This is a genomic window from Pseudomonas sp. S60 (assembly GCF_016647865.1).
GTDB classification, from domain to species: domain Bacteria; phylum Pseudomonadota; class Gammaproteobacteria; order Pseudomonadales; family Pseudomonadaceae; genus Aquipseudomonas; species Aquipseudomonas parafulva.
Genome location: NZ_JACVVH010000004.1, coordinates 1 through 13,606 on the forward strand (window position 1 = coordinate 1; position 13,606 = coordinate 13,606).

Genomic DNA, 13,606 nt, shown 5'->3' on the forward strand with positions numbered 1-13,606 from the left:
ATTTCTCGCATGGCCACTTGTGATGCTGATAATCTTTGTGACTATCAGTCCATACTCACAAGCACCCACACGAATTGCTTGATTCAATTTGTTAAAGAGCGTTTGGCTGAGAGCGTTTCGTCTCAACCGAGGCGCGCATTCTACGCTTTCCTCATTTGCTGTCAAGCGTTTATTTTGAAGTTTTTTGCGAGAAACTCGTTTAGCTTCAAACACTTGACTCGCTGCGATCGCTCGTAGCGGGAGGCGAATCATACAGCACTCAAGCGCGCTGTCAACCTTCATCTCAACCGCTTTTGATCGGGTGATCGTAGCGCCTCCAGAAACCCGTTAATCGCTTAACTCATTGAATCTCAAGAAGTTTTGCGTTCCGTTGTCGCTGGAAGTGGGGCGCATTATAAGGGGATTCGAGAGGGCGTCAACCGTTTATTTCATTAAAGTGAAACAAAAGCTGAAACAGCGCCGCCAATGGCGGCGCATCGCGAGCTACGCTCGCTCCTACGTTATAAAAGGTTACTCAGACTTGAGGGTAACTCGGGCGAACGACTTCTTGCCGGCTTGGCACACATGGCTGGCACCCAGGGCAAACATGAAATCACGGTCGACTGCAGCGCCATCAACCTTTACCGCTCCCCCGGCCAGCAGGTCACGTGCCTGCGCCGAGTTCTTCACCAGGCCAGCGCGATTCAGCACGGCAGCAATAGGCAGGCTCTCGGCAGACACCACTTCAACCTCCGGCAGGTCTTCTGGAAGCTCGCCTTCCTTCATACGGTTACCGGCCGCACGGTGGGCATTGGCCGCCGCCTCCTCACCATGGAAACGCGCAACGATTTCCTCGGCCAGCTTGATCTTGATGTCTCGTGGGTTGGCACCCTTTGCCACATCAGCACGCAGCCCCTCGATCTCTTCCATCGAGCGGAAGCTCAGCAGTTCGAAATAGCGCCACATCAAGGTGTCAGGAATCGACACCAACTTGCTGTACATCACCCCTGGCGCTTCCTGGATACCCACATAATTGCCCAGCGACTTGGACATCTTCTTCACGCCGTCCAGCCCCTCGAGCAATGGCATGGTGACGATGTTCTGGGCCTCCTGGCCATAGGCACGCTGCAACTCGCGCCCCATCAGCAGGTTGAACTTCTGATCGGTACCGCCCAACTCGACGTCCGCCTTCAGCGCTACCGAGTCATAACCCTGCACCAGCGGGTAAAGGAACTCATGGATGGCAATGGGCTGATTGGTGGTATAGCGCTTGTCGAAGTCATCACGCTCGAGCATGCGCGCCACGGTGTATTGCGACGCCAGGCGAATGAAGTCTGCCGGTGACAGGGTGTCCATCCAGGTGGAGTTGAACGCGACCTCGGTCTTGGCCGGGTCGAGAATCTTGAACACCTGCTGTTTATAGGTTTCGGCGTTTTCCAGCACCTGCTCGCGGGTCAGGGGTGGGCGCGTGGCGCTCTTGCCGCTGGGGTCGCCGATCATGCCAGTGAAGTCACCAATGAGGAACACCACCTGATGGCCAAGGTCCTGGAACTGACGCAGCTTGTTGATCAGCACCGTGTGGCCGAGATGAAGATCGGGCGCCGTGGGATCGAAGCCTGCCTTGATGCGCAAGGGCTGACCGCGCTTGAGCTTCTCAACCAGTTCCGACTCGACCAGTACTTCTTCGGCACCGCGCTTGATAAGCGCCAGCTGCTCTTCAACCGACTTCATAGACAAACCCGCAAGGCTCAGATTCAGGGGGAGCCAACCATACAAGATCGGCCGTCAAATACAAGTTCGCAAAGGGATGTGACCCGGACCCGGCATCGCGACGTCTACGCGCCCTTGCGTGAAAATGCTTTTGGTTATATTTTATACAGTTATTTCATCTTCATCATGTCATTCATCTTTTCCATTTCACCTTTTTCAAAGTCCTTAGCCCATGACCAACGAACCGCCTAAAGCGCCTCCGCTTTATCCGAAGACCCATATTCTGGCCGCCAGTGGCATCGCGGCCTTGCTCAGCCTGGCCCTGCTGGTATTCCCCTCCAGCGACGTAGAAGCCAAGAAAACCACCCTTAACCTGGAGCTGGAAAGCCCCGCCGAGCAGCTCAAGGACGAATCGCGCACTGCCCCGTTGGTACAGGCCGAAGGTGAGCAAGGCTCGCCGTTCGCCCAGATCGAAGAGCCGGCACCCAGCACACAGAATGCTGAGCAAAAAGCGTCGGCGACCGAGCCCGCCGCACAGGCTGCCAAGGCACCTGGCCACCGCGAGGTGACCGTCGCCAGCGGTGACACCCTCTCTACCTTGTTCGCCAAGGTTGGCCTACCTGCCAATGCCGTCCACGACATCCTGGCCAGCAGCAAGCAGGCCAAGCAGTTCAGCCAGCTGAAGCATGGCCAGGTACTGCAGTTCGAGCTGGACAAAGACGGCCAGCTCGCCAACCTGCACAGCAAAGTCAGCAGCCTTGAAACCATTCGCCTGAGCAAGACCGACAAGGGCTACACGTTCAACCGAGAAATCAGCAAACCGGTCGTACGCACCGCTTACGCCCACGGCGTGATCAAAAGCTCCCTGTCGGCCTCTGCCCAACGCGCCGGGCTGTCCCACAGCCTGACCATGGACATGGCACGGGTGCTGGGCTACGACATCGACTTTGCCCAGGATATTCGCCAAGGCGATGAATTCGACGTGGTCTACGAGCAGAAGGTCATGGATGGCAAAGTGGTCGGCACCGGCAACATCCTGTCAGCGCGCTTTACCAACCGCGGCAAGACCTACACCGCTGTGCGCTACACCAACAAGCAGGGCAACACCACCTACTACACGGCCGATGGCAACAGCTTGCGCAAGGCGTTCATCCGCACGCCGGTAGACTTTGCCCGTATCAGCTCGCGGTTTTCTGCAGGCCGCAAGCACCCCATTCTGAACAAGATCCGTGCGCATAAAGGCGTCGACTATGCAGCGCCTCGCGGCACACCGATCAAGGCTGCAGGCGATGGCCGTATCGAACTTGCCGGGCGCCGCGGCGGTTACGGCAATACGGTCGTTATCCAGCACGGCAACCGCTACAAGACCCTTTACGGGCACATGCAAGGTTTCGCCAAGGGCATCAAGACCGGCGGCACGGTCAAGCAAGGCCAGATCATCGGGTATATCGGCACCACCGGCCTGTCCACTGGCCCTCACCTGCACTACGAGTTCCAGGTGAACGGTGTGCACGTCGACCCGCTGAGCCAGAAAGTGCCGATGGCCGACCCGATCGCCAAGAACGAGCGCCAGCGCTTCCTGCAGCAGAGCCAGCCCCTGATCGCCCGCATGGATCAGGAAAAGGCCACGCTGCTCGCTTCCAACAAGCGCTGACAGCATGGCCCTCTACATTGGGGTAATGTCCGGCACCAGCCTCGACGGCCTGGACATTGCCTTGGTAGAACAAGGCGAGCAGCTTCAACTGCTCGCCACCCATTACCTGCCGATGCCCGACGACCTTCGCCAGGCGCTACTCAGCCTGTGCAGTAGCGGGCCCGACGAAATCGCCCGAGCCGCACTGGCGGAAAACCGCTGGGCCACACTGGCCGGTGAAGGTATTGCGCAGTTGCTGGCACGTCAGGGGCTGCGCCCCGAGGACATCCGCGCCATTGGCAGCCATGGGCAGACCATTCGCCATGAACCTGCACGCGGGTTTACGGTGCAGATTGGCAACCCGGCGCTGCTGGCCGAGGTCACGGGCATCCGCGTTGTGGCCGATTTCAGACGCCGCGATGTCGCTGCCGGAGGCCAAGGTGCGCCCCTGGTACCGGCCTTTCACGAAACCTTGTTCAGCCACATTGGCCAGCGCCTGGCAATCCTCAACGTCGGTGGTTTCAGCAACCTGAGCCTGATTGCACAAGGCACACCCGTACACGGCTTCGACTGTGGCCCCGGCAACGTGCTGCTGGATGCCTGGGTAGAACGCAAGCGCGGCCAGGCCTACGATGCTGACGGCGCATGGGCCGCAACCGGGAAGGTGCAACCTGCCCTGCTCGGTACATTGCTGGCTGATCCGTTCTTTGCGGGGAGTGGCCCAAAAAGCACAGGCCGTGAGGTGTTCAACCTGCCCTGGCTGGACAGCCACCTGGCCACGCTGCCCGCTTACCGCGACGAAGACGTGCAGGCGACGCTGCTGGAACTGAGTGCGCGCAGCATCATCGACTCGCTGAACAATGCGCAACCGGGTACCCATGCCCTGCTGGTATGTGGGGGCGGCGCCCGCAACGGCGCATTGATGGCTCGCCTGGCCCAGTTGCTGCCGCAGGCGAAGGTTGCAAGCACAGCCGCCTATGGCATCGACCCTGACTGGGTGGAGGCCATGGCGTTCGCCTGGCTGGCCCATTGCTGCCTCGAAGGGGTTGCTGCCAACCGCCCCAGTGTCACCGCTGCACGTGGGCTACGCATACTGGGCGCCATCTACCCTGCATAGCACCCTGCTGCAGGTAGCAAAACGCCGCGCAATTGCGCGGCGTTTTTTTGCAGCAAACTTCAGATCGAGAAGGAAGAGCCACAGCCGCAGGTGGTGGCGGCATTCGGGTTCTTGATCACGAACCGCGAACCTTCCAGGCCTTCCTGGTAGTCCACTTCGGCACCCGCCAGGTACTGGAAGCTCATCGGGTCAACCACCAGCGACACCCCTTCGCGCTCGACGATGGTGTCATCTTCGGCGACATCTTCATCAAAGGTGAAACCGTACTGGAAGCCCGAGCAGCCGCCACCGGTGACGAATACACGCAACTTCAGGCGGTCATTGCCTTCCTCGGAAACCAGTGTCTTCACCTTTTGCGCAGCGCCGTGGGTAAATTCCAAAGCCGTGGGGGTGAAGGTTTCGACGCTCATGTTGATTCTCCCGGCGTGGTAGCCGCCATAAAACTCGATGGCGGCTATTATCCGCTTTCCCGAGAAAATCGGTCAACAATAGCAAGCGTCACCCTGCCGCTTGCCATTCATCTGTGTCAGGGCAACAGGCCGGCATGGCCAAGGCCCATACGCTCGTCCAGGCCGAACAGGATGTTGAGGTTCTGCACCGCCTGGCCGGAAGCACCTTTGACCAGGTTGTCGATGACCGACAGCACCACCACCAGGTCGCCACCTTGTGGCCGGTGAACGGCGATGCGGCAGACGTTCGCACCGCGCACGCTGCGGGTTTCCGGGTGGCTGCCGGCGGGCATCACGTCGACGAACGGTTCGTTGGCGTAGCGCTTCTCGAACAGTGCCTGCAGGTCTACCGACCTGTCGGCAACCGTGGCGTACAGGGTCGCGTGGATGCCGCGGATCATCGGTGTCAGGTGGGGCACGAAGGTCAGGCCGATGTCCTTGCCCGCAGCCAGTCGCAAGCCCTGGCTGATTTCTGGAAGATGGCGATGGCCCTTGACCGCATAGGCTTTCATGCTCTCACCAGCCTCGCAGAACAAAGAGCCCACGGCCGCGCCACGGCCCGCGCCACTGACACCGGACTTGCAGTCGGCAATCAGGCGGGTCTCGTCAGCCAGCCCCGCCTCCAGCAAGGGCAAGAAACCCAGCTGGGTAGCGGTAGGGTAGCAGCCCGGTACCGAAATAAGGCGTGCCTGGCGAATCTTGTCGCGGTTCACCTCAGGCAAACCATACACCGCATCTGCCAGCAACTCCGGGGCGCCGTGGGGCTGACCATACCATTTGCCCCATTCTTCAGCGTCCTGCAGGCGGAAGTCTGCCGAAAGGTCGATCACCTTGGTGCCGGCAGCCAGCAGTTCACCCGCCAAGGCATGGGCCACACCGTGTGGCGTAGCAAAGAACACCACATCGCAGGCACCCAGCGCCTTGCTGTCAGGCACGCTGAATGCCAGCCCGTCGTAATGACCGCGCAGGTTCGGGTACATGTCCGCCACTGGCAAGCCTGCCTCGGAGCGCGAAGTGATGATCGCCACTTCCGCCTGTGGGTGCTGTGCCAGCAGGCGCAACAGTTCGACGCCGGTGTAACCCGTGCCGCCGACGATACCGACCTTGATCATAACGCTTGCCCCTTATCAACGAGTCGCCTGGAAAAGTCACGATGATAGGGGCGCGATGCGTCTGTAACAACTCTTCGGGTGCCCCTGATGACACTTGGGCACTACTATCTGACGACCGTGAATACCCTGAAGGAACTACCTCGATGCTCTATCTATGGATCAAAGCGCTGCATATCGTCAGCGTGGTCTGCTGGTTTGCCGGCCTGTTCTACCTGCCACGGCTGTTCGTGTACCACGCCCAAAGCCAGGACAGCGTCAGCCAGGACCGTTTCGTGACCATGGAGCGCAAGCTGTACCGGGGCATCATGAACCCGGCGATGATCGCCACGTACGTGTTCGGCATCTGGATGCTCTACCTCACGCCGGGCTGGCTCAGCCAAGGGTGGCTGCACGCCAAGCTGACACTGGTAATCCTGCTGACCGGCTACCATCACATGTGCGGCGCCCAGCGCAAACGCTTTGCCAGCGGCAGCAACACCCGCAGCCATGTGTACTATCGCTGGTTCAACGAAGTGCCCGTGCTGTTTCTGCTGGCTATCGTGATCCTGGTGGTGGTCAAGCCCTTCTGACGCAAAACGCAACGCCAGGCACCACAAGCTGTACACTACGCGCCCTCTTCAGCCCCAGGAGCCTTGCATGACCCGTTACGCCATGATCACCGGTGCTTCCAGCGGCCTGGGCCTGGCCCTGGCGGAAGCCCTGGCAAGGCGTGGGCGCAACCTGATCCTGGTGGCCCGCCACCGAGAAACGCTGGAGCCGGTGGCTATCGAGCTGACCCAGCGTTTTGGCGTTGAAGTGCTGTTGCGCGCCTGCGACCTCAGCCAGCCCCTGCGCCTGTCGGGCTTCGTGCTGGAACTCGAAGAAGGCGAGCGGCGCATCGACCTGCTGGTCAACTGCGCCGGCCAACGCACCTACGGGCCGTTCCTGGCCCACGAGTGGGCAGACGAGCAGGACCTGCTGGAAGTCAACGTTCTTGCCCTGAGCCGCCTGTGCCACGCCATTGGCAACCTGATGGCGGTACAGGGCGGTGGCCAGATCCTCAACGTGGCCGGCCTTGCGGGTGTTGCACCCGGCCCCTGGCTTGCTGCCTATGCCGCCAGCAAGGCATATGTCATGAGTTTTACACTGGCCCTGCGTGAAGAACTCGGGCGCACCGGCATCAAGGTTTCGGTGCTCTGCCCAGGCCCGGTGCGCTCATCGCGCCGGCGCATACCCCGCCTGGATGGCAAGGCCCGGTGCATCAGCCCGGAGGAACTGGCACTGTACACCGTACGTGCGCTGGACAAGAACCGCGCAGTGATCATGCCGGGCAGGCGCAACCGTTGGCTGGCATTCGCCCCTCGCCTGCTGCCGCGCTGGCTGGTGCGCAAGCTGGCCGGGGTCATCCACAGGCGCTATTGCCCGGCTGGCATGGAATAGCCACTGGGCGAGCGCCGCCCGGCTGAGTACACTCGGGCCGGACCTTCACCATGGAGCAAGTGCTGTGGACGATTTATTCATCAAGATCATCAACCGGGAAATCCCGGCAAAGATCATCTACGAGGACGACCAGGTTCTGGCGTTCCACGACATCGCCCCCCAGGCGCCGGTGCACTTTCTGGTCATTCCGAAAAAGCACATCCGCACCCTCAACGACCTGACCGAGCAAGACAAGGGCCTGGCCGGCCACATCCTGTTCACCGCCCAGCGTCTGGCCAAGGAGCTAGGCTGCGAAGAGGGTTTCCGGGTGGTCATGAACTGCAATGAACAGGGCGGCCAGACGGTGTACCACATCCACATGCACGTGCTTGGCCAGCGCCAGATGAACTGGCCGCCGGGCTGATCCACGGCAAGCGACCCTGATGCTATTGGGGTAAACTGTCGGGCACATTCTTGCGGAGGTGCCCGATGGCTACCGAACGTCACTATTCCCCGCTCGACCGCTTGTTGCTGCAGGCCGATACCGCCATGCGCACCTTGCTGCCTTTCAGCGGCCAGCCGTCCCGGCCTTCACCGGCCATCATCCAGCCCGACGTCGACCTCGATGCCCAACAGGCGCGCCATGTTGCCGGGCTGATGCGCATCAACCACACCGGTGAAGTCTGTGCTCAGGCGCTGTACCAGGGCCAGGCCCTGACGGCGAAACTGCCGGAAGTGCGCAAGGCCATGGAACACGCTGCAGAAGAAGAAATCGACCATCTGGTGTGGTGCGAGCAGCGCATTCGCCAACTCAACAGCCACCCCAGCGTGCTCAACCCCCTTTTCTATGGCATGTCGTTCGGCATTGGCGCACTTGCCGGGCTGGTCAGCGACAAGGTCAGCCTGGGCTTCGTCGCCGCCACCGAGCACCAGGTGTGCAAACACCTCGACCATCATCTCCAGCAAATCCCTGCCGATGACCAGAAATCCCGGGCGATTCTCGAGCAGATGCGCATCGACGAGGAACAGCACGCCGAAACCGCACTTGAGGCGGGCGGCTACCGCTTCCCGGCGCCCGTACGCTTTGGCATGAGTCTGCTGGCCAAGGTCATGACCAAGAGCACCTACCGTATCTAAAGGGCAGGCATGACCGAACGCTACCAAGCAACGGACCTGGCACGTGCGGTTGAGGCCGGGGTTCTGCAACCCGGCCAGGACCGGGCGCTGTTGGCGTTTCTGCGCCAGCAGCCGGCCGCTACCGGCAACCTGCAACTGGCGCACACGGCGTTCTACTTCGGTGCCCTGTTGATCATGGCGGCCATGGGCTGGCTGCTGAATGAGGCCTGGTTGCGCGTGGGTGACGGCGCCTTGTTGCTGGTCGCCAGCCTCTACGTCTTGTTCATTACCCTGTTCGCACTCAGGCTGCAGCGGCGGGCACAACCGGTGGCGGCCGGCGCACTGGCAGCAGTGGCGGTCAGCATCGTGCCCCTGGCGGTTTTTGCCGTCGAACGCCTTCTGGGTTGGTGGCCGCTGGAAGACACCCAAAGCAACTATCACCAGTACTACACCCATGTTCAGGGCGGCTGGCTGTTGATGGAGGCCGCAACCATCCTGGCCGGGCTGCTGATGCTGCGGCTTGTGCCCTACCCTTTCATCGTGATGCCGATTGCCGTGGCGCTGTGGTTCATGTCGATGGACATGAGCGAGTGGTTCTTCGGCTCGCCGTTCACCTGGGAGCAGCGCCGTGAAGTGTCACTGTGGTTCGGGTTGGCGACCTTACTGGTGTTTCTGGTGGTAGATGGCCGCACCCGGCAGGATTATGCCCACTGGGGTTATCTGGCGGGCCTCGCCGCGTTCTGGGGAGGGCTGACGCTGGTGGATAACGGCAGCGAATTGGGCAAGGCCGTGTATTGCCTCATCAACCTCGTACTGATCGCCATGGCCGTGCTGCTGCGCCGGCCGGTGTTCATGGTGTTCGGCGCGCTGGGCGTGGCGACCTACCTGGGGTACCTGGCTTACGAGGTATTTGTCGACTCGTTGCTCTTCCCGGTCGTACTGACCTTGATCGGGCTGGGGGTGATCGGCCTGGGGTTGTTTTACCAGAAGCGGCGTGAGCGGTTGAGCCAGTGGATGCGGGGAAGGTTGCCGGGGTGGGTACAGGTGGCCCTGCCAGCGCTGCGCAGCTGATGGCACGGGTCACCCCGCCAAATCAAGCCGTCACGTACAGTTCTGCCAGAGCCGGCGATGTAACCCAAAAACCTGCTTCAACCGAGCTCTACAATTTCGTAGCCATGGGTAATCTCGACCCCGGCACGCTCTAGCATGATCGATGCAGAGCAATACTTCTCAGCGGACAACTCAACCGCCCGTTTAACCTGGGCTTCCTTCAGCCCGCGGCCTTTGACCACGAAGTTCATGTGGATCTTGGTAAAGACTTTCGGGTCTTCGCTGGCACGTTCGGCCTCAAGGAACGCTTCGCAGCTTTCCACTGCCTGACGCGACTTCTTGAGGATGCTGACCACATCGAAGCTGCTGCAGCCGCCCAGGCCCAACAGCAGCATTTCCATCGGCCGCACACCCAGGTTGCGACCACCCGCCTCGGGCGGGCCGTCCATCACCACGACGTGGCCGCTTCCCGATTCGCCGAGGAACATTGCCTCACCGGCCCACTGGATACGTGCCTTCATCTGCCTGGACTCCTGAATTCAAAAAAGGGTGTCAGCTTAGACCTTGTGCAGCCGCGGGAAAAGTACATGAAGCACCGGTTTAATACCGAAACATTTTGTAAGCGTCTGATAAGCTGGCGCCAAATGACTGGCGCCTTCGCCGGCTTGCTGTTGTAAAAGCCTATGGGTCGTATCGAACAGGATTTCGTGATGGTTGCTTCTGCCACAACCCCCAAGCTCAAGAACATCGACAGGCTGCTGGCGCACTGTCAGCGCCGCCACTACGCCGCCAAGAGCAACATCATCTGCGCCGGTGATCGAGCAGAGACGCTGTCGTTCATCATCAAGGGTTCGGTCACCATCCTCATCGAAGACGACGAAGGCCACGAAATGATCATCGCCTACCTGAACAGTGGCGACTTTTTCGGTGAGCTGGGCCTGTTCGAACCCGGGGGAGCCGAACAACACCGCAGTGCCTGGGTCAGGGCCAAAACCGAGTGTGAAGTGGCAGAGATCACCTATGGCAAGTTCCGCGAACTGGCACGCCAGGACCCGGACATGCTCTACGCCCTCGGCAGCCAGATGGCCCAGCGCCTGCGCAACACCACGCGCAAGGTAGGCGACCTGGCCTTTTTCGACGTCACTGGCCGGGTTGCCCGCTGCCTGCTTGAGCTGTGCAAGCAACCCGACGCCATGACCCACCCCGACGGCATGCAGATCAAGATCACCCGTCAGGAGATCGGCCGCATCGTGGGGTGCTCAAGGGAAATGGTTGGCCGCGTCCTGAAAGACCTCGAGGAGCGCAGCCTGGTACAGGTCAAGGGCAAGACCATGGTGGTGCACGGTACCCGCTAGGTTTTGGGGACATCGGCCAGCACCTTGGCATACGCCTGGGACAACCGTGCGAACCACGGCGCTTCGGGCGCCACTTCATGTAGCGCAATATGCGCATCGGCACGGCAGCGCTGTTCAAGCTCACAGCACTGGTTGAACCGATTGACGGCAGCCACCATCGATTCGCGCTCGTTGTCCAGCAGCAGCGCCCCGTGCACCAGCACCACCGGGCGCTTGCCCGCCAGGCTCTGCCGCCAGCGCTGGGCGGTACCGACCAGCTTGCGGCCGTTGAGGTTGACGTTGTAACGGCCGTCGCAGAACGCGCCTTCAATTTCCCCCACCGAGGCCACACCGCCCCACTCACGCAGCACGTCGCACAACGGCAGGCATAGACGCTGATAGGCGTTTTCGATGCGGCCGTGGTCGCCTTCACTACGAGGAGCGGGGTAAACCAGCGCGATGTTCACAGTGGAATGCGATTGAGGCACTGGCTCACCGCCGGTCTCACGCAGCAGCACCGGCCAGCCGCCAATCGCCAGTTCTGCGCAGGCGGCCTCGAAGTGTTGCAGCCGGCTCATACGACGGGGCATGACCAGCGCATGGTCCGTCGGGCGCCAGAACAGCACGCCACTTTCACGTTCGCCGCGGCACACTGCCCCCAGCAGTTGCTGCTCGGCGTGCAGGCCTTGTTCCACAGTCAGGGCAAGGGGTTGATCGGTCATTGATCCACCTATGATCGTTTCTTCGCTGCCTTGAAGGCCTGCCCCGGAAGCGGCAATGGCAGGGCCTGTAAAAAAGCCGGCAGTTGCGCCGGCTTGTTTTGCTCAGTCCAGTTGCTGAACGGTTTTCTTCACCTGCTCGGGGAAGAACAGACGCTGCAGCTCAAGGCCCGGCTGCTCGGCCCGCATGAACGCCTCGCCCACCAGGAACGAGTAGACGTCGTTGATTTCCATCAGCTCGACGTCGGCACGGTTGAGGATACCGCTCTCGGTGATGGCCAGGCGGTCACGAGGAATACGCGGCAGCAGGTCCAGGGTGGTCTCCAGGCTGACCTCGAAGGTGTGCAGGTTACGGTTGTTCACCCCTACCAGCGGTGTGTCCAGGGTCTTCAGGGCACGCTCCAGCTCATCGCCGTCATGCACCTCCACCAGTACATCCAGCCCGACGTCTTTGGCCGTGGCGGCAAGCTCAGCCATTTTCACATCGTCGAGCGCAGACACGATCAGCAACACACAGTCGGCGCCCAAGGCACGGGCCTCGACGATCTGGTACGGGTCGACCATGAAGTCCTTGCGGATAACCGGTAGCGACACCGCGGCGCGAGCCTGCTGCAGGTACTCATCGGCGCCCTGGAAGTAATCCACATCGGTCAGCACCGACAGGCAGGTGGCACCGCCCTTTTCGTAGCTGACCGCAATCTCGGACGGCACGAATACCTCACGGATCACGCCTTTGCTGGGCGACGCTTTCTTGATCTCCGCAATCACCGCCGGCTGCTTGCGCTTGGCCTGCTCGATCATGGCATTGGCAAAACCGCGGGGGGCATCTGCTGACTTGGCCAGCACTTCCAGCTCGGCAAGGCTCACCCGAGCCCGGCGCTCTGCCACTTCCTGAAATTTGCGGGCGATGATCCGTTCCAGCACCGTTGGCACACTCATGCTTCGTTCTCCACCTTGAATACCGCCGTAAAGGCGCCCAGCTCCTGCATTTTCTCCCAGGCCAGCCCCGTGTGCAGTACATCGCTGGCCAGTTCCACGCCAGCCTTCAGGCTCATGGCATGGTCGGCTGCATAGAGCGCCGCACCTGCGTTGAGAACGATCATTTCTGCAGCCTTCTGGCCGTTCTCGGTCTTGCGCCTGCCGAGGGCGTCACGAATAAGCGCCAGCGAAGCCTGCGGGTTTTCTACGGCGAGGCCATGCAGACTCTGGCTCTTCATGCCGAGGTCTTCAGGCTCCACCCAGTACTCGGTGATTTCGCCGTTTTTCAGTTCCGCCACGAACGTGGGGGCGGCCAGGCTGAACTCGTCCAGGCCGTCCTTGGAATGCACCACCAGGACATGCTTGCTGCCCAGGCGGTGCAGCACTTCAGCCAGCGGGCGGCACAGGGCCTGGGTGAACACCCCGACTACCTGGTGCTTCACTCCGGCCGGATTCGTAAGCGGGCCGAGCATGTTGAACAAGGTGCGCAGCCCCAGGTCGCGGCGCGGGCCAGCGGCATACCTCATAGCAGTGTGATGGCTTTGCGCAAACATGAAGCCGATGCCCAGGCTGTCGATGCAACGGGCGACCTGCACAGGCGTGAGGTTCAGGTAGATGCCGGCTGCCTCCAGCAAGTCGGCACTGCCGCTTTTACCCGAAACGGCCCGGTTGCCATGTTTGGCCACCGTGCACCCCGCCGCCGCCAGCACGAACGACGAAGCGGTGGATACGTTGAAAATGTTGGCGCCATCACCGCCTGTGCCAACAATATCCACCACGCCATCAAGATTCTGCAGTTCGACCTTGTCGGCCAGTTCGCGCATCACGGAAACGGCGCCGACGATTTCATCGATGCTCTCGCTCTTCATGCGCATGCCCATCAGGAAGGCGCCAATTTGCGCCTCGCTGCACTGCCCGGTCATGATTTCGCGCATGACACTGCGCATTTCTTCGGTGGTCAGGTCCAGGTGGCCGACGATACGGCTCAACGCGCTCTTGATATCCATATTC

16 protein-coding genes are annotated in these 13,606 nt (G+C 61.1%); 8 read left to right on the forward strand and 8 right to left on the reverse strand.

What is annotated here, in order from left to right:
• Both IAE33_RS24505 and tyrS read right to left on the reverse strand, forming a co-directional pair.
• The coding region (locus IAE33_RS24505) for a hypothetical protein (RefSeq protein WP_236406009.1) at nucleotides 1–282 on the reverse strand (282 nt) is incomplete at its 3' end.
• 228 nt (nucleotides 283–510) lie between these two features.
• Nucleotides 511–1,710: a tyrosine--tRNA ligase gene (gene tyrS, locus IAE33_RS02790; RefSeq protein WP_201162043.1), complete on the reverse strand. Its 1,200-nt coding sequence runs from the start codon at nucleotides 1,708–1,710 to the stop codon at nucleotides 511–513.
• A 211-nt stretch (nucleotides 1,711–1,921) separates the two neighbouring features.
• Between tyrS and IAE33_RS02795 the strand changes: the two genes are divergently transcribed.
• Together IAE33_RS02795 and IAE33_RS02800 are read left to right on the forward strand one after the other, a co-directional pair.
• Nucleotides 1,922–3,343 (forward strand): peptidoglycan DD-metalloendopeptidase family protein, encoded by a 1,422-nt coding sequence (locus IAE33_RS02795; protein WP_201162045.1) that lies wholly within the window; start codon nucleotides 1,922–1,924, stop codon nucleotides 3,341–3,343.
• 4 nt (nucleotides 3,344–3,347) lie between these two features.
• Nucleotides 3,348–4,439: an anhydro-N-acetylmuramic acid kinase gene (locus IAE33_RS02800; protein ID WP_201162046.1), complete on the forward strand. Its 1,092-nt coding sequence runs from the start codon at nucleotides 3,348–3,350 to the stop codon at nucleotides 4,437–4,439.
• A gap of 59 nt (nucleotides 4,440–4,498) precedes the next feature.
• Here the strand turns inward: IAE33_RS02800 and erpA are convergent, their stop codons facing one another.
• Both erpA and argC read right to left on the reverse strand, forming a co-directional pair.
• Nucleotides 4,499–4,849: an iron-sulfur cluster insertion protein ErpA gene (gene erpA, locus IAE33_RS02805; RefSeq protein ID WP_028633511.1), complete on the reverse strand. Its 351-nt coding sequence runs from the start codon at nucleotides 4,847–4,849 to the stop codon at nucleotides 4,499–4,501.
• A gap of 116 nt (nucleotides 4,850–4,965) precedes the next feature.
• Nucleotides 4,966–6,000 (reverse strand): N-acetyl-gamma-glutamyl-phosphate reductase, encoded by a 1,035-nt coding sequence (gene argC / locus IAE33_RS02810; protein WP_201162048.1) that lies wholly within the window; start codon nucleotides 5,998–6,000, stop codon nucleotides 4,966–4,968.
• 143 nt (nucleotides 6,001–6,143) lie between these two features.
• On the opposite strand from argC, the gene hemJ reads away from it, so the two are divergent.
• The 5 genes from hemJ to IAE33_RS02835 all read left to right on the forward strand — a co-directional run bounded on the left by hemJ (nucleotide 6,144) and on the right by IAE33_RS02835 (nucleotide 9,585).
• On the forward strand, nucleotides 6,144–6,569 hold the full coding sequence (gene hemJ, locus IAE33_RS02815) for a protoporphyrinogen oxidase HemJ (RefSeq protein ID WP_028633513.1): 426 nt from the start codon (nucleotides 6,144–6,146) through the stop codon (nucleotides 6,567–6,569).
• 67 nt (nucleotides 6,570–6,636) lie between these two features.
• The gene (locus tag IAE33_RS02820; RefSeq protein WP_201162049.1) at nucleotides 6,637–7,419 is read left to right on the forward strand and encodes an SDR family NAD(P)-dependent oxidoreductase; all 783 of its coding nucleotides are present in this window, start codon (nucleotides 6,637–6,639) and stop codon (nucleotides 7,417–7,419) included.
• 64 nt (nucleotides 7,420–7,483) lie between these two features.
• Complete coding sequence (locus IAE33_RS02825) at nucleotides 7,484–7,822, forward strand: histidine triad nucleotide-binding protein (RefSeq protein ID WP_028633515.1); 339 nt, start codon at nucleotides 7,484–7,486, stop codon at nucleotides 7,820–7,822.
• A gap of 65 nt (nucleotides 7,823–7,887) precedes the next feature.
• Complete coding sequence (gene coq7, locus IAE33_RS02830) at nucleotides 7,888–8,535, forward strand: 2-polyprenyl-3-methyl-6-methoxy-1,4-benzoquinone monooxygenase (protein WP_060482849.1); 648 nt, start codon at nucleotides 7,888–7,890, stop codon at nucleotides 8,533–8,535.
• Between the two features lie 9 nt (nucleotides 8,536–8,544).
• Nucleotides 8,545–9,585 (forward strand): DUF2157 domain-containing protein, encoded by a 1,041-nt coding sequence (locus IAE33_RS02835; RefSeq protein ID WP_201162050.1) that lies wholly within the window; start codon nucleotides 8,545–8,547, stop codon nucleotides 9,583–9,585.
• A gap of 77 nt (nucleotides 9,586–9,662) precedes the next feature.
• Here the strand turns inward: IAE33_RS02835 and IAE33_RS02840 are convergent, their stop codons facing one another.
• Nucleotides 9,663–10,085, reverse strand: a complete 423-nt coding sequence (locus tag IAE33_RS02840) for an OsmC family protein (protein WP_004376171.1) — start codon at nucleotides 10,083–10,085, stop codon at nucleotides 9,663–9,665.
• Nucleotides 10,086–10,274: 189 nt separating this feature from the next.
• Between IAE33_RS02840 and crp the strand changes: the two genes are divergently transcribed.
• Nucleotides 10,275–10,919, forward strand: coding sequence for a cAMP-activated global transcriptional regulator CRP (gene crp / locus IAE33_RS02845; protein ID WP_201162052.1), 645 nt, complete (start codon nucleotides 10,275–10,277; stop codon nucleotides 10,917–10,919).
• On the opposite strand, the gene IAE33_RS02850 is transcribed toward crp, so the two are convergent.
• The 3 genes from IAE33_RS02850 to trpD form a co-directional block, all read right to left on the reverse strand.
• On the reverse strand, nucleotides 10,916–11,620 hold the full coding sequence (locus IAE33_RS02850) for a lipoate--protein ligase family protein (RefSeq protein ID WP_201162054.1): 705 nt from the start codon (nucleotides 11,618–11,620) through the stop codon (nucleotides 10,916–10,918). The two genes, crp and IAE33_RS02850, sit on opposite strands and share 4 nt — an antisense overlap.
• A gap of 102 nt (nucleotides 11,621–11,722) precedes the next feature.
• The gene (trpC, locus tag IAE33_RS02855) at nucleotides 11,723–12,556 is read right to left on the reverse strand and encodes an indole-3-glycerol phosphate synthase TrpC (RefSeq protein ID WP_201162055.1); all 834 of its coding nucleotides are present in this window, start codon (nucleotides 12,554–12,556) and stop codon (nucleotides 11,723–11,725) included.
• On the reverse strand, nucleotides 12,553–13,602 hold the full coding sequence (gene trpD / locus IAE33_RS02860) for an anthranilate phosphoribosyltransferase (RefSeq protein ID WP_201162057.1): 1,050 nt from the start codon (nucleotides 13,600–13,602) through the stop codon (nucleotides 12,553–12,555). Before trpD ends, trpC begins: the two co-directional genes overlap by 4 nt.
• Nucleotides 13,603–13,606: the final 4 nt, after the last annotated feature.

Coding starts and splice junctions, on each gene's coding strand:
- IAE33_RS02800 (WP_201162046.1), top strand. CDS start 3,348: ATGGCCCTCTACATTGGGGTAATGTCCGGCACCAGCCTCGACGGCCTG.
- IAE33_RS02820 (WP_201162049.1), top strand. CDS start 6,637: ATGACCCGTTACGCCATGATCACCGGTGCTTCCAGCGGCCTGGGCCTG.
- crp (WP_201162052.1), top strand. CDS start 10,275: ATGGTTGCTTCTGCCACAACCCCCAAGCTCAAGAACATCGACAGGCTG.
- hemJ (WP_028633513.1), top strand. CDS start 6,144: ATGCTCTATCTATGGATCAAAGCGCTGCATATCGTCAGCGTGGTCTGC.
- tyrS (WP_201162043.1), bottom strand. CDS start 1,710: ATGAAGTCGGTTGAAGAGCAGCTGGCGCTTATCAAGCGCGGTGCCGAA.
- IAE33_RS02850 (WP_201162054.1), bottom strand. CDS start 11,620: ATGACCGATCAACCCCTTGCCCTGACTGTGGAACAAGGCCTGCACGCC.
- IAE33_RS02840 (WP_004376171.1), bottom strand. CDS start 10,085: ATGAAGGCACGTATCCAGTGGGCCGGTGAGGCAATGTTCCTCGGCGAA.
- erpA (WP_028633511.1), bottom strand. CDS start 4,849: ATGAGCGTCGAAACCTTCACCCCCACGGCTTTGGAATTTACCCACGGC.
- trpC (WP_201162055.1), bottom strand. CDS start 12,556: ATGAGTGTGCCAACGGTGCTGGAACGGATCATCGCCCGCAAATTTCAG.
- trpD (WP_201162057.1), bottom strand. CDS start 13,602: ATGGATATCAAGAGCGCGTTGAGCCGTATCGTCGGCCACCTGGACCTG.
- IAE33_RS02795 (WP_201162045.1), top strand. CDS start 1,922: ATGACCAACGAACCGCCTAAAGCGCCTCCGCTTTATCCGAAGACCCAT.
- IAE33_RS02835 (WP_201162050.1), top strand. CDS start 8,545: ATGACCGAACGCTACCAAGCAACGGACCTGGCACGTGCGGTTGAGGCC.
- argC (WP_201162048.1), bottom strand. CDS start 6,000: ATGATCAAGGTCGGTATCGTCGGCGGCACGGGTTACACCGGCGTCGAA.
- coq7 (WP_060482849.1), top strand. CDS start 7,888: ATGGCTACCGAACGTCACTATTCCCCGCTCGACCGCTTGTTGCTGCAG.